Annotated in this window: 20 protein-coding genes and 1 pseudogene; 8 read left to right on the top strand and 13 right to left on the bottom strand. The window is 66.4% G+C overall.

Annotated features, from left to right (window positions below; translation table 11 throughout):
* Positions 1 to 18 precede the first annotated feature (18 nt).
* A complete protein-coding gene (groES, locus tag LG047_RS09465; protein WP_036284179.1) occupies positions 19 to 306 on the bottom strand; it encodes a co-chaperone GroES in 288 nt (95 codons plus the stop codon).
* A gap of 279 nt (positions 307 to 585) precedes the next feature.
* A complete protein-coding gene (locus LG047_RS09460) occupies positions 586 to 1,752 on the bottom strand; it encodes a serine protease (protein WP_227966435.1) in 1,167 nt (388 codons plus the stop codon).
* Positions 1,753 to 1,922: 170 nt separating this feature from the next.
* On the opposite strand from LG047_RS09460, the gene lspA reads away from it, so the two are divergent.
* The 4 genes from lspA to LG047_RS09440 all read left to right on the top strand — a co-directional run bounded on the left by lspA (position 1,923) and on the right by LG047_RS09440 (position 6,057).
* Positions 1,923 to 2,435 (top strand): signal peptidase II, encoded by a 513-nt coding sequence (gene lspA / locus LG047_RS09455; protein WP_227966434.1) that lies wholly within the window; start codon positions 1,923 to 1,925, stop codon positions 2,433 to 2,435.
* Between the two features lie 165 nt (positions 2,436 to 2,600).
* Complete coding sequence (locus tag LG047_RS09450; protein ID WP_227966433.1) at positions 2,601 to 3,311, top strand: hypothetical protein; 711 nt, start codon at positions 2,601 to 2,603, stop codon at positions 3,309 to 3,311.
* Positions 3,312 to 3,379: 68 nt separating this feature from the next.
* The gene (locus LG047_RS09445; protein WP_227966432.1) at positions 3,380 to 4,717 is read left to right on the top strand and encodes a pitrilysin family protein; all 1,338 of its coding nucleotides are present in this window, start codon (positions 3,380 to 3,382) and stop codon (positions 4,715 to 4,717) included.
* A 56-nt stretch (positions 4,718 to 4,773) separates the two neighbouring features.
* Positions 4,774 to 6,057 (top strand): pitrilysin family protein, encoded by a 1,284-nt coding sequence (locus LG047_RS09440; RefSeq protein ID WP_227966431.1) that lies wholly within the window; start codon positions 4,774 to 4,776, stop codon positions 6,055 to 6,057.
* Between the two features lie 27 nt (positions 6,058 to 6,084).
* On the opposite strand, the gene LG047_RS09435 is transcribed toward LG047_RS09440, so the two are convergent.
* On the bottom strand, positions 6,085 to 6,393 hold the full coding sequence (locus tag LG047_RS09435; protein WP_051134255.1) for a type II toxin-antitoxin system RelE/ParE family toxin: 309 nt from the start codon (positions 6,391 to 6,393) through the stop codon (positions 6,085 to 6,087).
* On the bottom strand, positions 6,393 to 6,746 hold the full coding sequence (locus LG047_RS09430) for a hypothetical protein (RefSeq protein ID WP_227966430.1): 354 nt from the start codon (positions 6,744 to 6,746) through the stop codon (positions 6,393 to 6,395). Before LG047_RS09430 ends, LG047_RS09435 begins: the two co-directional genes overlap by 1 nt.
* 114 nt (positions 6,747 to 6,860) lie before the next feature.
* On the opposite strand from LG047_RS09430, the pseudogene LG047_RS09425 reads away from it, so the two are divergent.
* Positions 6,861 to 7,674 (top strand): annotated as a pseudogene (locus LG047_RS09425) (IS5 family transposase).
* A 319-nt stretch (positions 7,675 to 7,993) separates the two neighbouring features.
* On the opposite strand, the gene fabI reads toward LG047_RS09425, so the two are convergent.
* Complete coding sequence (fabI, locus tag LG047_RS09420) at positions 7,994 to 8,857, bottom strand: enoyl-ACP reductase FabI (RefSeq protein WP_227966429.1); 864 nt, start codon at positions 8,855 to 8,857, stop codon at positions 7,994 to 7,996.
* Positions 8,858 to 9,076: 219 nt separating this feature from the next.
* Between fabI and LG047_RS09415 the strand changes: the two genes are divergently transcribed.
* The 3 genes from LG047_RS09415 (at position 9,077) to ppa (ending at position 11,140) form a co-directional block, all read left to right on the top strand.
* Positions 9,077 to 9,583: a sigma factor-like helix-turn-helix DNA-binding protein gene (locus tag LG047_RS09415; protein ID WP_036284173.1), complete on the top strand. Its 507-nt coding sequence runs from the start codon at positions 9,077 to 9,079 to the stop codon at positions 9,581 to 9,583.
* Between the two features lie 9 nt (positions 9,584 to 9,592).
* Complete coding sequence (locus LG047_RS09410; protein WP_227966428.1) at positions 9,593 to 10,483, top strand: anti-sigma factor; 891 nt, start codon at positions 9,593 to 9,595, stop codon at positions 10,481 to 10,483.
* Positions 10,484 to 10,603: 120 nt separating this feature from the next.
* A complete protein-coding gene (gene ppa / locus LG047_RS09405; protein WP_036284169.1) occupies positions 10,604 to 11,140 on the top strand; it encodes an inorganic diphosphatase in 537 nt (178 codons plus the stop codon).
* A gap of 5 nt (positions 11,141 to 11,145) precedes the next feature.
* Here ppa and LG047_RS09400 read toward each other — a convergent pair whose 3' ends face one another.
* From LG047_RS09400 to bcsN, 8 genes are all read right to left on the bottom strand, one after another.
* On the bottom strand, positions 11,146 to 11,508 hold the full coding sequence (locus tag LG047_RS09400) for a DUF1636 domain-containing protein (RefSeq protein ID WP_227966427.1): 363 nt from the start codon (positions 11,506 to 11,508) through the stop codon (positions 11,146 to 11,148).
* A 91-nt stretch (positions 11,509 to 11,599) separates the two neighbouring features.
* Positions 11,600 to 11,914, bottom strand: a complete 315-nt coding sequence (locus tag LG047_RS09395; protein ID WP_227966426.1) for a hypothetical protein — start codon at positions 11,912 to 11,914, stop codon at positions 11,600 to 11,602.
* Positions 11,915 to 12,016: 102 nt separating this feature from the next.
* On the bottom strand, positions 12,017 to 13,033 hold the full coding sequence (locus tag LG047_RS09390) for a DUF2778 domain-containing protein (protein ID WP_227966425.1): 1,017 nt from the start codon (positions 13,031 to 13,033) through the stop codon (positions 12,017 to 12,019).
* Between the two features lie 331 nt (positions 13,034 to 13,364).
* On the bottom strand, positions 13,365 to 13,847 hold the full coding sequence (locus LG047_RS09385; RefSeq protein ID WP_227966424.1) for a hypothetical protein: 483 nt from the start codon (positions 13,845 to 13,847) through the stop codon (positions 13,365 to 13,367).
* Between the two features lie 100 nt (positions 13,848 to 13,947).
* Positions 13,948 to 14,766, bottom strand: a complete 819-nt coding sequence (locus tag LG047_RS09380) for a Crp/Fnr family transcriptional regulator (protein ID WP_227966423.1) — start codon at positions 14,764 to 14,766, stop codon at positions 13,948 to 13,950.
* A 198-nt stretch (positions 14,767 to 14,964) separates the two neighbouring features.
* On the bottom strand, positions 14,965 to 15,597 hold the full coding sequence (metW, locus tag LG047_RS09375) for a methionine biosynthesis protein MetW (protein ID WP_036284166.1): 633 nt from the start codon (positions 15,595 to 15,597) through the stop codon (positions 14,965 to 14,967).
* Positions 15,594 to 16,715, bottom strand: a complete 1,122-nt coding sequence (locus LG047_RS09370; protein ID WP_227968469.1) for a homoserine O-acetyltransferase — start codon at positions 16,713 to 16,715, stop codon at positions 15,594 to 15,596. Before LG047_RS09370 ends, metW begins: the two co-directional genes overlap by 4 nt.
* 161 nt (positions 16,716 to 16,876) lie before the next feature.
* Complete coding sequence (gene bcsN / locus LG047_RS09365; RefSeq protein ID WP_227966422.1) at positions 16,877 to 17,998, bottom strand: cellulose biosynthesis protein BcsN; 1,122 nt, start codon at positions 17,996 to 17,998, stop codon at positions 16,877 to 16,879.
* Position 17,999 lies beyond the last annotated feature (1 nt).

Below are 17,999 nucleotides of genomic sequence, written 5' to 3'. Positions count from 1 at the left end.
GGGAAGGGCGGGGTCGGGTCAGTCGACGATGCCCAGGATGTCGCTTTCCTTCATGATGAGCAGGTCTTCGCCGTCGATCTTGACCTCGGTGCCGGACCATTTGCCGAACAGCACGCGATCGCCGGCCTTCACATCGAGCGGAACCAGCTTGCCGCTCTCGTCGCGGGCGCCGGGGCCCACGGAAATCACTTTGCCTTCCTGCGGCTTTTCCTTGGCGGTGTCGGGGATGATGATGCCGCCCTTGGTCTTTTCCTCGCCTTCGAGACGCTTGACCACGACCCGGTCGTGCAGGGGACGAAACGCCATTGCCAATTCTTCCTTTTCTGCGCTTCGAGCGGCCTCGGCCGCCCGTCGCAAGAGATAAGCGAAAGCTGTTGGCACTCTCTAAAGACGAGTGCCAACAGCGGGCTGGACATATTCCGCCGCCAACGCAAAGTCAAGATTGGACAGGAGGGAAGATCGCCTTTTGCCGCGATTTCGTCGCCGCGGCGACCGCAGATCGAGAGAGGGAAACCATAAAAAAAGTCGCCCCCGTCCGGATGTCTCCGGACGGGGGCGATTTACAAAGTCAGGTGAGGCGAAAACTCAGCAGTTTCCAGCCCGATGTGCGCAGGCCTTGTTCAGAAGGTCGATGAAGCTCGACGTTCCGCTCGACATCAGGATCGAACCACCCAGGTATTTCGGCTCGGTGGCGACCGGGCCGTAGGAGGAGACCGACTTCAGCCAGTTCCTCGCCGTTCCGGCGGGAGAGCCGGCTCCAGCGACGCCGAAATCCTGAATCCAGGGGCCGCCGCTCGTGCCGCCGCGCTGCGCGGAACCGTAGGTGACCGTGTTGCTTCCGCCATTGGCGAAGCTTTCGGCGGTCGTGTTCTGCATCTTCGCGCAATTGTCCAGATTGCAGGGATAGCCGATGATCGTCAGATGGTTCGGCGACAGGCCGCCCGTCGAATAGCCGAGATAGCCGGTGAACGCCGAAATCTTCTGGCCCGCGGTGTTGTCGCGCATTTCCATCATGGCGACGTCCTGCTGATTGGGCACCGACCCGTTGCCAGCCGACCAGAAGCCGGAGACGATCACCCAAGCCGGGGTCCAGGTGCCTTTCGGCGCCGCGCCGTTGTTATAGGCGGGGACGAACACCCAGTTGCTATAGAAATATTTGTTGGTGCTCGGATCGTCGCTCGTCGGCCCCGCGTGATAGACGCAGTGGCCCGCCGTCACGAGAACGCGCGGCCGCAGCACCGACGCCGAACAGACCGAGTCACGCCCGGTCCGCGGGTTGCGGAACGCGAGGCGACCCGTCGTGACATAGGGGTAGGTCGTCGTGGCGGCGTCCGGGAACACCCGGCTCGTCGTGAAATGCGCGCCATAGGAGCTCGTGTTGCGGCTGGTCCCAGCGTCATCCGGCGCGGCGCCCGTCAAAGGCATCGGCGGATGCAGCCGGCGCGCGATGGCGCTGGAGTCCTCGGTCGTCGGAGGCGCTCCCGCGCCCGTCTGCGACGGACCCGCGGCGGCGGCGGTCGAGTCGATCGGCTGCAGCCGGTGTCCCGGCGCGGGGACGAGTTCGATCGGCTTTGCGTTCCTGATGCGGTCCGCGGTCCAGTAGTTTTCCGTCGACCTGGCGTCCCCGCCCGGCGCCGTCAGCGGCGGCGCGGCCTGCGCAAAGGCGCCCGACGCCAGAAGCGTCGTCGCAAATACAGCGGCGGAAGCCTGAAACAGCCGGGATCCGACGCCCGGCGTCTTAAAAAATGACATTTTGCCCCTCCCAGTTCGAACACATAACCCCACAGGGAGGTTTACATATAGCAAAGGCGACGTTTGCGCAAATCGAAACGGGGGGCGGACGCCTGGTTGCCCCTCGGGCCGAGCCGGCCTAGTAAGCGGGCTGCGGCTTTTCCGCCGCTCCGCTTCTGAGGACGTCCCGCTTGTCCCCCCGACCGACCCCTCGCGCCCTCGGCCTCGCCGCCGCGCTCGCCGCGCTCGCGCTCGACCAGGCGCACAAGTATTGGATGCTGAACGTCTTCGACATTGCGGAGCGTGGACCGATCAATGTCGCGCCCTTTCTCGATGTGCTGCTGTCCTGGAATTACGGCGTCTCCTATTCGCTGTTTCCCGCGCATGAGGACTCAGCCAGGGCGGCGCTCCTCGCGGCGCAGGGCGTCATCGTCGCCGGACTGGCCTTCTGGCTCACGAGGGTCCGGGACCGGCTCACGGCCCTGGCCCTCGGCCTCGTCATCGGCGGCGCGCTCGGCAACGCGACGGACCGGATCACGCGCGGGGCGGTCGCGGATTTTTTCTATCTCCACACGACCCTGCCCGTCGGCCCGCTGGCCAATTACGTTTTCAACGTCGCCGACGTTTTCATCACGGCGGGAGTGGCGCTTCTCCTTTACGAGAGCCTTTTCGCCCCGCCGGAGTCGCCGGCCGAGGGGCCTTGATGCGGCCGCGATTCGCGCGCCGGCCGCTTTTGGCTTAAGGAAAAGCGCGCCCCGCCACTAAATCGCCAACAAGTCGCGCACATGTTGCGGCTTTCGGGGTCAAGCAGAGGTCTCGGCGTCGCGTCTCGCGGTCGCCGTCCTTTTGGGCACCAGGGAGATCCTTCGATGAAGCTCGCACGGTCGCGGCGTCGCGCCATCTGCGCTTTCGCCGGTCTTGCGGCGGCCTACGCCGCGCCGGCTCTGGCCTATGACGACAAATCCACGATCACCTCTGTGATGGACCTTGTCGGCGTGTCCACCGAGACGGACGCCAGGTCGATCGACTACAGCGAGCGCCCGAAGCTCGTGCTGCCGCCGAGCCGCAGCGCCGACGTTCTTCCCGCCCCGCGCGAGAGCGTCGACCGCCCCGACGGCTGGCCGAGCAACGCCCCGGGAACGCAGCGCAAGAGCGATCGCTTCGGCCGCGTGGCCGGCGCTCCGCCGGACCCCAAGAAACCCGGCCTTCTCGAGCGCGTGCGCGGACCCGCGCCGACTGCCGCGCCCGGGACCGACGACGAGCCCGGCCTCCTCCAGCGCGTGATGAGCGCTCGCGCCCGCAACGCCGCCAATGAGCCGGACGAGCCCGCCCGCCGCCAGCTCACCGAGCCGCCGGACGGCTATCGCCACCCGACGCAGGCGCTGGGCTCGGTCCGCGACACGGACGCCAAGAAGACCAGCTGGTGGAATCCGCTGAGCTATATGGGCGGCGGCGGGAACGACAACGATCCCGTCGCGCAGCCCGGCAGCGTCACTCCCGCGCAGCAGGCGAGCAGCGGCGGCGGCGGCGGACTGTCGAGCCTGATGCCGAGCTTTCTGAGAGGTTCTGACAAGAACTGATTTTCGGCCTATATAGGAGGCCAATGTCTCCTGATTTGCGTGGCCCTGCGCCGCGGGAAAGGCCGTTCATGTCATCGCAGCCGTCGGCGACCGCCCCCTCTCTTACCCCGGGCGCGGCCGCCGCCTCGTCCGCCGGCGCCGCCGCCGTCTCCCATTTCAGGCTCGACAACGGACTCGAGGTGGTCGTCATCCCCGACAACCGCACGCCCGTCGTCACCCATATGATCTGGTATCGCAACGGCTCCGCCGACGATCCGATCGGCAAGTCCGGCATCGCGCATTTCCTCGAACATCTGATGTTCAAGGGCACGAAGGCGCATCCGCAGGGCGAGTTCTCCAACCTCGTCGCCGAACTCGGCGGTCAGGAGAACGCCTTCACCAGCTACGACTACACGGCCTATTTCCAGCGCATCGGCAAGGAGCACCTCGCGACGCTGATGGATTTCGAGGCTGACCGCATGCGCAATCTCGTCCTCACCGACGAGGTGGTTTTTCCCGAGCGCGACGTGGTGCTCGAGGAACGGCGCATGCGCACCGACAACGACCCCTCCGCCCAGCTCGACGAGGCGGTGCAGGCGGCGCTTTTCGCGCATCATCCCTATGGCACGCCGATCATCGGCTGGAACCACGAGATCGAGAGCCTCGGCCGCGAGGACGCGCTGAATTATTACAGCCGCTTCTACACGCCGGAGAACGCAATTCTCATCGTCGCCGGCGACGTCGAGGCGGCGGAGGTCGAGCGGCTCGCGAAGGAGAGCTACGGCCGGATTCCCGCGCGCGCCGAGCCGCCGCGCCGCACCCGCACGCAGGAGCCGCCGCACCGCGCCCACCGGCTCGTGACGCTCTCCGACGAGAAGGTCGAGCAGCCCGCGCATGAGCGCGTCTTCCTCGTGCCTTCCTACAAGACCGCCCGGCCCGGCGAGGCCGAGGCGCTGGAGACGCTCGCCTATATGCTCGGCGGCGGACCGACGAGCGCGCTCTACGAGACGCTGGTCGTCGAGAAGAAGATCGCGGTCGGCGCCGGCGCCTATTATCTCGGCTCGGCGGTCGACGACACGCGGCTCTGGGTCTACGCCACGCCCGCGCCCGGCGTGTCGCTCGAAGAGCTCGACGCGGCGATCGACGCGGTGCTGAAATCCTTCGCGGAGGCGCCGATCGACGCGCAGCATCTGCAGCGCGCCAAGACCCGGCTGATCGCCGACGCGATCTATGCGCAGGACAGCCAGGCCTCGCTCGCGCGCTGGTATGGCGAGGCGCTGGCGACCGGCCTCACCATCGAGGACGTGCAGGCCTGGCCGGAGCGCATGGAGATGGTCACGGCCGCCGACGTCACGGAGGCCGCGCGCAAATGGCTCGACAAGCGCCGCTCCGTCACCGGCTTCCTGACGCCGGCCGACGCCGCCTGAATCCTTTCGAGGCCGGCGCTGCGAGCGTCGGCCGTTCTCCTTTTCGGGATTTCCCAATGACCGCCCATGCTCCCGTCGTCACCATGGCCTCCCGCGCCGAACATGTGCAGCGTATCGTCACGCCCGGCGGCGTCACGGCCTGGCTCGTCGAGAGCTACGCCGTGCCGCTCGTCGCGCTCGAATTCGCGATCCGCGGCGGCGCGGCGCAGGACCCCGCCGACAAGCCCGGCCTCGCCACGCTCTTGGCCGGCATGCTCGACGAGGGCGCCGGCCCCCATGACGCGCGCGGCTTTCATCGCGCCATCGACGAACTCGCGATTCATCTGGGCTTCGGCGCCGACCGCGACTCGATTTCGGGCCATTTGCAGACGCTCTCGAAGAACACCGGCAAGGCCTTCGAGCTGCTGAAACTCGCGCTGACCGAGGCGCGTCTCGACGCCGCCGACGTCGCCCGCGTGCGCAGCCAGCTTTCGGCGGAGCTGAAGCGCGATCTCAACGAGCCCGACGCCATGGCGTCCAAGGCTTTCCGCGAGGCGGCCTTCCCGAACCATCCTTACGGCCGCCCCGTGCGCGGCGATCTCGCCACCATCGACACGCTGTCGCGCGAGGATCTCATCGCGATGCGCGAACGGCTATTCGCGAAAAAGGACCTCGCGATCGCGGTCGTCGGCGCCATCGACGCCGCCACGCTTTCCGAGCGGCTCGACGAGACCTTCGGCGCCTTCGCGCAGAAGAATGATCTCATTCCCGTCGCGCCGGTCACGCTCGCCAATGTCGGAACGCGCAAGGTCGTCGATCTCGACGTTCCGCAATCGACGATCCGCTTCGGCCGTCCGGGCGTGACGAAGCGCGATCCCGATTATTTCGCGGTCGTCGTCGCCAATCACATTCTGGGCGGCGGCACTTTCACCGCGCGGCTCTTCCGCGAGGTGCGCGAGAAGCGCGGCATGGCCTACAGCGTCTATTCGCAGCTCAACGAATATGACCAGTGCCCCATGCTGCTCGGCGCCGCCGCGACCCGCAACGAGCGCGCGGGCGAGGCGCTGAAGGTGATCGAGGAGGAAGTGCGCCGCTTCGCAGAGGAAGGCCCGACCGAGGACGAACTCGACAAGGCGAAGAAATTCCTCATCGGCTCCTATGCGCTACGCTTCGACACGTCGACGAAGATCGCAAGCCAGCTCGTCAAACTGCAGATGGACGGTTTCGAGCCGAGCTATCTCGACGAGAGAAACGGCAGGATCGCCGCGGTCGGTCTGGAGGACTGCAAGCGCGCGGCGAAGCGGCTGCTCGGCGACGGCGGGCTGCTGGTGACGATTGTGGGGCGGCCGGAGGGGGTGTGAGGGGCGAACGCCGCCCCGCCTCAACTTCTAGGAGCCTCGCATAAGCTTCTCGGTGATATTGCGGCGTCCGTGAACAATGCGCATGATGACGACGGTGCCCTCAGCGGGCATATGCTCGTAGATCACAACGTAAGGCGCGATGACGGAGACGCGCACGGACTCGCCAAGAGAGGGGCGCCGGGCGCCGCTATCCGGATATTCAGCCAGGCGATCGTAGAGCTTGTCGAAGTCGGCAATATAGCGCGCAGCTATGCGCGCTCCCGCCTTTGCGGCAAGGTCGGCAATAATGTAATCGACGTCGCCGTCGGCGAGGGACGTTAAGAGGACGCGAGCCACTATCGACGCAGCGCCGCCAGACGCGCCGCGTTCCGCGCCTTATGCTCCTCAAGCGTGAGAACATCGCCACTGGCGAGAGCCTTGCGGGCTTCGTCGACCAGGGGTTTCGCCCAGGCCATGTCATCTTCGAAGCCGGTCGCAAGCTCCGCGATGCGCTGGTCTATGAGCTGGCGGGCGGCGTCCTCGATCGAGGCGAACTCCCCCGTAGCGACATGCGCCTGGAGCCATGCTTCCTGATCGGGAGTGAGGGTGATCGACATAGGCTTGTATAACATGGAAAGCCGCAATTTGGGTAGCGGCTCCTGTGTGCCGGGCTCGGCGCCTCGACCAAGATCGCAAGCCAGCTCATCCATCTGCAGACGGATGGTTTCGCGCCAGCTATCAGCACGACTTTTTAATATCGGAAAGTCCGATTCGGGCTAGTGGGTGTTATGTACTTTGGTCGTTGATTGCCTTAGTAGAATGGTATGTCTCCGATTCGGAAGCCTTATCCGTCTGACGTCAACGACGAAGAGTGGTCGCTGGTTGCGCCGTATCTGACGCTCATGGACGAAAGCGCGCCGCAGCGCCAACATTCGCTGCGCGAGCTGTTCAACGGGCTACGTTACGTGCTGCGCTACGGCATCGCATGGCGCGCCATGCCTAATGATCTGCCGCCGTGGTCGGCCGTGTATCAGCAATCGCAGCGCTGGCTGGCGGCGGGCGTATTCGAGGCGCTGGCGCAGGATTTGCGCGCCGTCTTGCGCGTCGCCTCCGGGCGGGCTGCCGAGCCGACGGCGGCGATCATCGACAGCCGCACCTTTGCGGTCGACCCCGGAGAGCGGCCCGCGAGCCGGCTATGACGGCGCAAAGCGCAAGCGTGGCTCGAAGCTGCACATGGCGGTCGACACATTGGGCCATCTACTGGCGCTGCATGTCACGCCGGCCAACGTCGACGACCGCGCCGAGGTCGGCAAGCTCATCGCAGCCGTGCAGGATGTGACAGGCGAAAGCGTCGAACTCATCTATGTCGATCAGGGCTACACCGGCGAGAACGCGGCCGAAGCAGCAAAAGCGCAGGGCGCCGAACTTTGCGTCGTCAAACTCGCCGAGGCGAAGAAGGGCTTCGTGCTGCTGCCCAAGCGATGGGTGGTCGAGCGTTCATTCGCTTGGGCGACGCGATGCAGGCGGCTCGTCAAAGATTACGAGCGCTATGCTCAGACCCTCGGAGGACTACACGTCGTCGCTTTCGCATGTCTCATGCTCAAGCGCGCCGCGGAGTTCATCATCCAGAGTGCATAACACCCTCTAGTCCTCTCAAATTTCACAATCAGAATAGTCAAACTTACGATCGAATTCAAGAAAGCTGTCAGGTTCGTCATCGATCGATGTTCGCCAATGGGTCTCGAAAACTATTTGAATCCGGCTTCGACTTCGCAATGGTATCGAGCGCCAGCCTATCAAGGCTTGTCAGGTCAACAAGTTCGCGTAGCCAAGGGTGCGGCTTAACTGGACGGGTCTTCGCCCAGCTCGCCGTCTTCTTGCAAAATTTTCGCGCGAGCAACGGGGTGCGTTCAACGACGCGCCCGCGTTATCCTTTGGCGATGACGCGGGTTACCGCTTACTTCACATCCTGCGGCAACAACGCCAGCAAATCCGCCATCTTCGGCGCCGCGCTCGGGTTCATCATGCCCACGACATGATAGCCCGCGTCGACATGCAGGATTTCGCCGGAGACGCCGCGCGACATGGGCGACAGGAGATAGACGGCGCTCTCGCCCACTTCCTCGATCGTCACGACGCGGCGCAGGGGCGAATTATATTCGTTCCAGCGCAGGATATAGCGGAAGTCGCCGATGCCGGAGGCCGCCATGGTCTTGATCGGGCCCGCCGAAATGGCGTTCACGCGGATGTTCTTGGCGCCGAGGTCGGCGGCGAGATAGCGGACGGACGCCTCGAGCCCCGCCTTCGCCACGCCCATGACGTTATAATGCGGCATCCATTTCTCGGCGCCGTAATAGGAAAGCGTCAGCAGCGAGCCGCCCTCCGGCATCAGCTTCTCGGCGCGCTGGGCGATGGCCGTGAAGGAGAAGCAGGAGATGTTCATCGACATCAGGAAGTTGTCGAGCGTCGTGTCGACATAGCGGCCGTCGAGCTGGTCCTTGTCGGAATAGGCGAGGCAGTGCACGACGAAGTCGATCCTGCCCCAGAGCTTCTCGACCTCGGCGAAGATCGCGTCGATCGTCTCGGGCTCGGCGACGTCGCAGCGGCCCACGACATGGGCGCCCAGATCGGCGGCGAGCGGACGAACGCGCTTCTCCAGCGCCTCGATCTGATAGGTGAGCGCGAGCTCGGCCCCGGCGTCGGCGCAGGCCTTGGCGATGCCCCAGGCGATCGAGCGATTGTTGGCGACGCCCAGAATCAGGCCCTTCTTTCCGGCGAGAACCCCGGCGAAAGGAGCGGCGGGCGCGGCTTGCTGTGTCATCTGGGCGTCCATTTCTGATGCGTAAACGGGAAGCAGGCGCCCTTTAGCGTGGTTTTCGCCCAAAGGAAACCCTGACCGCCGCTTCGCCTCCCGCCCCGGAAAAACCGCATCGGGAGTCGATCCTGCGCCATGGTCATTCGCGCGTGATTGCCCTATCATGCGATAGGAAACGTCACTAGCTGCGCAAAGAACAAATCAAGCCGTTGGATCGAGCCGCAGATGGGCAGGAGAGCGGACGAAATTCTCGAAGGTCTGGGCGGGGCGACCCCCGCCCTGCGACGTTATGCGCGCGCGCTTTGCGCCGGCGCGGGCCCGTCCGTTTCCGACGATCTCGTGCAGAGCGCTCTTCAAAGCGTCGGCGCCCGCGTCCGCGCCCGCGAGTTGCGTCCGGGCGATCATGACGAGGCGCGGATCGAGGCCTATGGCGCGCTCACGGCGCTCGCCGCCCGCAAGCTCGCCAATGCGCCGCGCCCGGCGCCGCGGCACCCGCCGATCGTGCACGACCTCGCCGACCTCGCCTTCGAGGATCGCGCCGTGCTGCTGCTCGTCTCGCTGGAGGGCTTCGGCTATGACGCCGTCGCCCGCATTGTCGGCGCGCCGAGAGAGACCGCGCTCGCGCGCCTGCGCCGCGCCCGCGCCGCGCTTTCGGCGGAGGGGCCGACGCTGATCGCGCCCTCCGACGGCGCCGCGCGCCGCGCGGCCTCGCATTTGCGCGTCGTGAAATAGGCGAGCGTCGTGTCCTCATCCGTCTTCGTCGAGGAAGCCGACCTGCACGCCTTCGTCGACGGCGAGCTCGACGGCGAGCGCCGGAGGCTGGTCGAGGATCACCTGCTGCAGCATCCCGAGGCCGCGGCGCTGGTCGAGAACTGGCGACGCCAGAACGCCGCGCTGCGCGCCGCCTTCGAGCCCGTGGCGCTGGAAACCCTGCCGCTCTCCCTGCGCGACGCCGCGACCCGCGCGCCCGCCCCGGCGCAGGGGCCCATCGAGACCGGCGCCGTTCATTGGGGCCGGCCGGGCGCCGCCCCGCGCCAGCCGCGGCGAATAGACGAAATCCGCGCATCGCGGCGGCGGCAGGCGATCGTCTCTACCGTCCTGACGCTCCTCGCGGGCGCCGCCGTGGCCGCGCTGGTGGCGTTGATCTTTGCGGGCCGGAGCGAGACGCGCGCGCCTGTCGCCCTCAATATCCTTCAAGGCTATGTGGCGCGGGCGGGGCTGACCTATGCGACCTTCGTCGCCGATCCGCGGCCGGTGGAGATCGACGCCGCGAGCCGCGCGGAACTGGTTTCCTGGCTGCAGGAGCGCGTCGGCTTCTCGCGCCTCCCCGATCTCTCGGAGGTCGGCCTGCGCCTTCTCGGCGGCCGCATCGCGCCGGGCGTCGCGGCCCCCGCGGGACTCCTGCTTTATGAGCGCGCCGACGGCGGCCGCGTCGGCCTCTATTTCGAGCGCGCCTTCGCGGCGAGCGCGCCTCAGGGGCCGCGCGCCGGGACGGGGTCGAGCGTCACGGCGATCGAGTGGCGGGCGGCGGGCTTCGCCTTCGTGCTCGTCGGGCCGCTGTCGGCCGAAGACATGCAGCCGATCGCCGAGCATGCGGCCGCGAGCGTCTCGACGCCGGAACCGCAACGCTAGAGTCGCGCCGCGTTTAATGGGATAGTCGGCGGCGCGAATCGGCCTCCCCGAATAGTCGCCTGCGCGTGTCATTGATGAAAGAGCGCGCCGAAACGAAATCCCCCATATGGAGCCATATCAATGCGTCTCGACGCCATTCCGATCGGCGCGAACCCCCCGCATGAAGTCAATGTCGTCGTCGAGGTGCCGCTCGGCGGCGAGCCGATCAAATATGAACTCGACAAGGCTTCGGGCACGCTCTTCGTCGACCGTTTCCTCTATACGGCGATGCGCTATCCCGGCAATTACGGCTTCATCCCGCATACGCTGTCCGACGACGGCGATCCCTGCGACGTGCTCGTCGCCAACACCCGGCCCGTCGCGCCGGGCGCGGTGATCGCGGTGCGGCCGATCGGCGTGCTGCGCATGACGGATGAGGCGGGCGGCGACGAGAAGATCATCGCCGTGCCGTCGACGCGTCTCACGCAGCGCTATGTCGATGTGCAGAACTACACCGACCTTCAGGAGATGACCTGGCGGCGCATCGAGCATTTCTTCGTGCACTACAAGGATCTCGAACCCGGAAAATGGGCGAAGGTCGCTGGCTGGGGCGACGCGGCGGACGCGCGCGCGCTGATCTCCGCCGCGATCGAGCGCGCGAAGGCCGACAAGAAGTAAGGATGCTAAGGGAGGGGCGGCGTGCGCGACACGACGCCCTTCCTGAAACATACGGGACGCTCCTTCCAGGGAACGATGCCGTTGTCGCTGGCCGCGAAACTTTGCGCGGCGTCGATCAGTTCGTCGACATGCGCCTCGACGTCGAGATCGCCGATGACATAGGTCCATTTGCCCGGCGCGGCGAAGGCGATCGTCGCCGGCCGCTTGCAGACCGCGAGACATTCGACCGGCTCGACGGCAAGCGTGAGATTACGCTCCGAAAGCCGCGTCCGAAGGGCGTCGAGAAAGACGGCGCCGGGACGAACCTCCGCGTCTGCGCCGTCGCGACACGACACGCAAACGAAAACCGTCACATCCTGCTTCGGCACGCTGTCCTCTCCCGCGATTGATAGGCGCGAGACTTTTCGGCCAGCGCGCGCGGAAAGACAAGCATTATGACGCGCCCGACCGCGAGGCTTCTCACTCCGTCAGAAAATCGAAGGGATGCGCCTCTTCGCGATAATATTTCCTGAAATCCGTGGGAGAAAGCTGCTGGCGACAGGCTTTCGACAATTGCTTCCTGTATCGCTTCAGGCAATTTTCCATCTCGAAAATGAAGATGGTGTTGCCGCCGCAGAATCTCTCCGCGTCTTCCCGGCATGCGGCCTGCTCGGCCGCCATGTCTTCCGCCGTGCTCGCGGCGGAGGTGTTCTGGGCGAGGGCCGAAGGGATCGCGACGATCGAATACAGCAGCGTCAGGGCGACGAGTTTTCGCAAGGCGTCCTCGCATGGCATGAAAAGCTCATGCGGCATCATAGCCCTACGGTTCGCGAGCGGAAACCCGGTTCACGCGAGCGAATTTCAATGTCCGGACCCTGCGCGACGCCGCGTCGATGATTACATATGCGCGACGACGACGAGACGCTTCACCTCGCCCCTCTTGTACGCCTGCAGGAATGCGTCATAGTTGCGGAAGGACACGCATCCGTTCGAGTCGCCGTTGGGGCCGAGCATGTAGGTATGCGCGAGAAGACCCGCGCGTCCGAATATGTTTCCGCCGCCGATTGGCGTGAGGCGCAGGGCCTCGACGCCGTGGAAAAGCGCCTCCCGCGGCGACAGCGAGTAGACATGCGGCGGCGTGGGGCCGTGCATTCTCTCATGCACGTAGCGCGGATCGTCCAGCCGGGAGCCGAGGCCGGAATGGGCCTCCAGTTTCGTGCCGTTGGGCATGTAGACCGTATGCGCCGAGATGTCGTAGATCGCGGTGTAGCGGTCGGCCCCGCCGGTCGAAGGGCTGACGGGCGCCGGCGCCGTCGCCGGCTTCGTTCCGCCGAAAAGGCCGGTCTCCGCTGGCGCATAGGCCAGCGCCTGTCCGGGCGCCTGCGCGGCTTGCGGCGACGCGGGCGTCGACGCGCCGAAAAACTTCTCGAAGATAGAGCGATTGTCGGCGGGCGCGGCGGCCGGCGCGGCTGGCGCGTTTTGCAGAGCCGCCTGGCGAAGGGGGACGCGGACCGGGCCGCGGCTCGCGGAATATCTCAGCTCGGACGGGCGACGCGGCGGCAGGGGCGCGACCTCGCCCTCCACGACGGCTGTCGTCGCGGCCTGCTGCTGCTCCGGAACGGCGGCGGGTGTTTGCGGCGACGTCTCGACTTTCGCTTCCACCCGGGCTGTCTGCGCTGTCGAAGCCATGCGCGCGCGAGCGCCCATGTCGACGAGCATCGGCCCATAGGGAAAGGCCACGGCCGTCGTCCCTGAAGCGGACTTCGGCGCCCCGGCGACTTCGCTCGGGGCGTTGGGTTGCCCATGCAGCATCCACAGGCCAGCGGAAAGGCTCAATGCGAGCGCGCTGACGGCGGGAATGGCGCGGGAGAGCGATTTCAAGGATGTGAAGGCGGTCGAGTGGGCTGAAGCCATGTTGCGCATGGATCCTCTGTTGCACGCTCCCGTCATCGGATTCATTCGCCGGGCGCGCCTTACGACGGAACCGTTCCTCGCCGCGGGAAGGTTCGATCAATTGCGTAGGCTGCGCGGGGAGCCCCGTGACACCAATATCAACAGGCCATCGCGGCCTTGCTTGGACGGCTTTGGGGCGAATTCTTGGCCATATCGGGCGACATCGCGAATCGCGTTTTCGCCTGCTGGCGTCTGGAGTCTTTCCGGGCCGGGCGGCTACGGAAAGACTCTCGTTACCTTAGTTTTGCCGGTTTTTCTTCTTGCGAAATCTCTTCGTTGCGCTCGAAACGACTCAGGGATTGAAGGCGCATCTTGCGCCGCCGCCGGCTTTCTCTCGCACTTCGTCGGCGTCGACCTGACAGTCGAGCGCCGTTACCGCGACATGGATCGAGCCGGCCGCGCCATCGGCCGCGACGCCATTTTCGACGAGCGTGGCGTATAGCTCATGCGCCTTGCGGCCCACGAGCTCGATCTTCTTGTCGCCGAAAGCGAGGGTGCAGGCGTGCTGCGTGACGTCGACATTGCTCGCGCGGCAGTCGATCGAATCCGCCTTCACAACGATGTTCTTGCCCTTGGGATGGGGCATTTCGGCGTGTCCGTCGAGAAAGGCGGCGAGGAGACGTTTTTCGAGCGGGACGACCTGCGGCGCGCGGTCGCCGACGAGAGCGGCGAGCGCCAGCGCCGAGGGGCCATTGGTCGCGCCCGCGAACGCTTGCGCCGAAGCAAGACATGAAAGGGAAAGCGTGAGAGCGATGAAAGTAATGCGCGATGTCATGACAAAGCTCCTTGGCCCGGGAAAGCGGGACAGCGCAAAAAAGAACAGCGCCGCATCATAAGTGCGGCGCCGGCGCGTCAGGACAAGGGCGTTGCGGTTCCTATGCGGCGTCGTCGCGGGCCGCGTGGCCGGCTCGCTCCGAGGGCAGGCGCGACTGGCGGCCGAGCTGATCGCATTGATCGACGAGGCGCGACACGCTCTCGACGAGCACGTCGCGTGTTTCCGTGCGCACGCCATAGTCGCGCAATTTTGCGAAGGCGCGCGACAGCGTCTCCTGTTTCACGCCGAGCCGCGCGGCGATCAGCCGCTTGTCGTAGGGCAGGCGGAAACGGCATCGCTCCTCGCCCGGCGGGCAGAACGACAGAATGAAATTCGCGAGCCGCTGGTCGGCGTTCTGCGCCTTGAGCGATTCGATCTCGGTGATGAGCGCCGCGATCTTGTCCTTGGCGTCCTGCGTCACGGCGCTGCTGAGCGCCGGCGACTCCTTCATCAGACGCGCAAAGCGCGCCGCAGGGAGCTTGAGAACCGATGTCTGCCCCACCGCCTCCGCCGAGACGCGATAGATTTCATTGGCGTTCGAGGGCGGCTCGCCCACCGTCTCGCCGTCTGAGCGGATGCCGATCAGCGTCTCGTCGCCGCTGGGCGCGATGCGCAGCATCTTGACGAAGCCGTGCAGGATCACGACCACCGCGCTCACCGGATCGCCCTGGCGAAAGATCACGGCGCCGTCCTCGAAGGCTTCAACCTTCGCTTCCAGAGCGAGGCGCGCGAGCGTCGCGTCGTCCACGGTGGAGAAGATCGGCAGATCACGCAGGGCCGGCGGGTCGCCTGCCGTCGCGCGCGACCCGCGACGGCTGCCGCGCGTCTTCCGTGACGGAACGGCGTAGCTCAGCGGGGTGTCCCCCGGATGCGTGCTCAAGCCCGCGTCTCCTCGTTCCGGCGAAGATGCTCCTCGCACGGTCTTTCTTGCTTTTTGAAGCGTATCCCGAAAGGAAGCCGCTCGCCCCCCGCGCAATGCAGGTTATCCAATCGACATCATTGAGGCTAACGCGAATGGCGCTGCGGCGAAAGAACATCAGGCGGGACAAACCGTCGCATGTCGCATGTTCCGCCGCGCCTATTTGCCGGGAGCGCCGCGTTCGAGAAGAAAGACCGCCTGCTCGCCCATTAGATTCCACACCCACCAGGGCGCGTTGACGCGGATCGGCGAGCCGGCGCGGTCGAGCGCCACGCCGCGCTCGATATGCGCCCCGAGATCGTCGACGAGTTCGACGAAATCGCGGATCGTGCACAGGTGAATGTTCGGCGTGTCGTGCCAGTGGTGCGCCAGATTGCCGGTCACCGGCATCCGGCCTCGAAAGGCGAGATAGGCGCGCACTTTCCAGTGTCCGAAGTTCGGGAACGAGACGATCGCGCGCCGGCCGATGCGCAGCATGTTGCGCAACGCCTCGCGCGGGCGCCGCGTCGCCTGAAGCGTCTGCGACAGAATGACATAGTCGAAGCCGTCGTCGGGATAATCCGCGAGGTCCGTGTCGGCGTCGCCCTGAATGACGGACAGTCCCTTGGCCACGCATTCATTGACGCCGCGCTGCGACAGCTCGACGCCGCGTCCGTCGACGCCCTTGGCGTCTTCGAGAAGCTGCAACAGCGCGCCGTCGCCGCAGCCGACATCCAGCACGCGCGAGCCCGGCGCGACCATGTCGGCGATGACGCGCAGATCGAGGCGGGGATTCTGCGGGTCGCCGTTCACTTGCGCGTCTCCTTCAGGCCGCGCGCCGCGGCCGCGGATTCGAGAAAGCCGCGCGTCGTCGCGAAGAACATTTCCTCATGCAACAGAAAGGCGTCATGTCCCTTGTCGGACTCGATCTCGACGAAGGAGACCGACGCGCCGCCGGCGTTCAGCGCATGGACGATCGCGCGCGAATCCGATGTCGGATAGAGCCAGTCGGAATCGAAGGCGACCACGCAGAAGCGCGTCTTGGTGTCCTTGAACGCCTGCGCCAGAGAGCCGCCGTAATCCGCCGCGAGATCGAAATAGTCGCAGGCGCGGGTGACGAAGAGATAGGAATTCGCGTCGAAGCGCTCGACGAAGGCGAGGCCCTGATAGCGCAGATAGTTCTCGACCTGGAAGTCGGCGTCGAAGGAGAAGGTCGGCGCCGAGCGGTCCTGAAGCTTGCGGCCGAATTTGCGCTGGAGCGCGGCCTCCGAGAGATAGGTGATGTGCGCCGACATGCGCGCAACCGCCAGACCTTTCTCGGGGCGCACGCCCTGTTCGAGATAGCGCCCGCCCCGCCAGTCGGGATCAGCCATCACCGCCTGCCGCCCGACCTCGTGAAAGGCGATGTTCTGCGCCGAATGTTTCGCCGCCGTTGCGATCGGCATGGCGGAGAAGACGCGTTCGGGGTAGCTCGCCGCCCATTGCAGCACCTGCATGCCGCCCATCGAGCCGCCCGCCACGCAGAACAGCGTGTCGATGCCGAGGTGATCGATCAGCATCGCCTGCGCGCGCACCATGTCGCGGATGGTGACGACCGGAAAGTCGAGCCCGTAGGGCTTGCCCGTCGCGATATTGATCGAGGCCGGGCCCGTCGTGCCCATGCAGCCGCCGACGACATTCGAACAGATGAGGAAATAGCGGTCTGTGTCGAAGGGCTTGCCCGGACCGACCAGCGCGTCCCACCAGCCCGGCTTGCCGGTGACGGGGTGCACGCCCGCCGCATATTGGTCGCCGGTCAGCGCATGGCACAGCAGGATGGCGTTGCTGCGCGCCTCGTTCAGCTGGCCGTAGGTCTCGTAGCCGATGGTCAGCGGCGCGATGCGCCCGCCGCCGTCGGTGAGGAGGGGGCGATCGGCCGGAAAGGTGACGATCTTTCCGTTGGTCCTCGCGCTGGCGCCGGGTTGTCGCGCCTGAGACGAAGTGGTCAATGAATCCTCGCGGGCGTCCTCGCGTTCGATATGCCGAACGAATTGTTCGGCAACATCGAGGCGCAGGCGGAACCTGTCAAGCCTCCTTTCGCGATGCGGCGCCCCTATCGCGCGGGCGCAAGATAGACCGGCGCTCCGCCCGGGCTCGGCGGAACCACCGCGCGGGCGGCCGAGGGGCCGCGATAGGCCTGCGCCGGAAGCCCGGGATCGAGGCGCACGGGCCCGAAGCCCGCGCCGCGCGAGCCGACTGGCGCGCTGGCCGCATATTGCGCGCCGGCGCCCGCGATCGCGCCCAGATAGCGCGGGCCGGAAGCGCTCGGCGAGGAGGGGGTTGTCAGGGGCGCGAATGTGTCGGGCGCCATGTCCGGGGCGGCGCGGCGGGGGCGGTGGGCGACATGGCGACGCGGGCCGGCCGCATGCGCCGCCGCCCCGCGCGGGCCGCCAATGAGCGTGGCTTCCAGACTGTCGGAGGCGTCGACGATCTGCGACGCGCCTTCGGCGGTCTGCGCGTTCTGGCGCAACGCTTCCGCGATGCGGGCGACATTGGCCGGGTCTATTTCGAGTTGCTCGTACCAGAGAGCGAGGTCGTCGGCGGTGACGCCGCGCCGGCACAGGCGCAGGCGGATCGAGGCGGGCGTCTCGCCGCTGTTGAAGAAATTCGCCCTTTCGCCCCGCGCCGCGACGGCGAGATTGTCGACCCATTGCCAGGCGAAGGCGCAACGCATCCCGCCCGCGCCGGCCCCGACGGCGAGGCCGAAGGGGCCAAGCCGGTTGTGCATCGGCCGGTTGACGATGCGCATGGGCGTTCCGTGGAAACGGGCGAGAATTTCGCGCCGCACGCCTTCGGCCGTGGGTTTGGCGATCTGCATCTGGCCGCGACGGTCCTCGCCGGGGGGCGCCGACTGGATTTCGATCGTCAGATCGTTCCAGTCGCCGGCCATTTTCGCGCGGTCGAGCGACGCGCTCTGCCGCCAGCCGTTGAGGAACTGTTTCTCGGTGAGCTTGCCGCCGCGGCCGGCGGCCTGAGGCAGCGACAGCACGGCGAAGCCGGACGTCTCCTCCCCGGCGGCGATCGGCGCCGAGAGCGTCTTGCCGGCGATGAATTGCCCGGTGACGGCGGCGTCGGCGTCGGCCGTGAACTGGCGTTCCGGCTGGCTCTGGCCGCAGGCGGCGAGGATCAGGCAGGACGCGGCGGCGAGGAGGGGGCGGCGCGGCAGGCGGATCATG

This window comes from Methylocystis sp. WRRC1, assembly GCF_020733155.1.
In the GTDB taxonomy this organism is placed as follows: domain Bacteria; phylum Pseudomonadota; class Alphaproteobacteria; order Rhizobiales; family Beijerinckiaceae; genus Methylocystis.
The sequence above is the reverse complement of the archived record's forward strand: the minus strand, read 5'-3'. Positions and strand labels throughout refer to the sequence as shown.

Coding starts and splice junctions, on each gene's coding strand:
- ppa (WP_036284169.1), top strand. CDS start 10,604: ATGCGTCTCGACGCCATTCCGATCGGCGCGAACCCCCCGCATGAAGTC.
- LG047_RS09385 (WP_227966424.1), bottom strand. CDS start 13,847: ATGACATCGCGCATTACTTTCATCGCTCTCACGCTTTCCCTTTCATGT.
- LG047_RS09390 (WP_227966425.1), bottom strand. CDS start 13,033: ATGGCTTCAGCCCACTCGACCGCCTTCACATCCTTGAAATCGCTCTCC.
- bcsN (WP_227966422.1), bottom strand. CDS start 17,998: ATGATCCGCCTGCCGCGCCGCCCCCTCCTCGCCGCCGCGTCCTGCCTG.
- LG047_RS09445 (WP_227966432.1), top strand. CDS start 3,380: ATGTCATCGCAGCCGTCGGCGACCGCCCCCTCTCTTACCCCGGGCGCG.
- fabI (WP_227966429.1), bottom strand. CDS start 8,857: ATGACACAGCAAGCCGCGCCCGCCGCTCCTTTCGCCGGGGTTCTCGCC.
- LG047_RS09395 (WP_227966426.1), bottom strand. CDS start 11,914: ATGCCATGCGAGGACGCCTTGCGAAAACTCGTCGCCCTGACGCTGCTG.
- LG047_RS09460 (WP_227966435.1), bottom strand. CDS start 1,752: ATGTCATTTTTTAAGACGCCGGGCGTCGGATCCCGGCTGTTTCAGGCT.
- LG047_RS09415 (WP_036284173.1), top strand. CDS start 9,077: ATGGGCAGGAGAGCGGACGAAATTCTCGAAGGTCTGGGCGGGGCGACC.
- LG047_RS09450 (WP_227966433.1), top strand. CDS start 2,601: ATGAAGCTCGCACGGTCGCGGCGTCGCGCCATCTGCGCTTTCGCCGGT.
- LG047_RS09430 (WP_227966430.1), bottom strand. CDS start 6,746: ATGGATGAGCTGGCTTGCGATCTTGGTCGAGGCGCCGAGCCCGGCACA.
- groES (WP_036284179.1), bottom strand. CDS start 306: ATGGCGTTTCGTCCCCTGCACGACCGGGTCGTGGTCAAGCGTCTCGAA.
- LG047_RS09440 (WP_227966431.1), top strand. CDS start 4,774: ATGACCGCCCATGCTCCCGTCGTCACCATGGCCTCCCGCGCCGAACAT.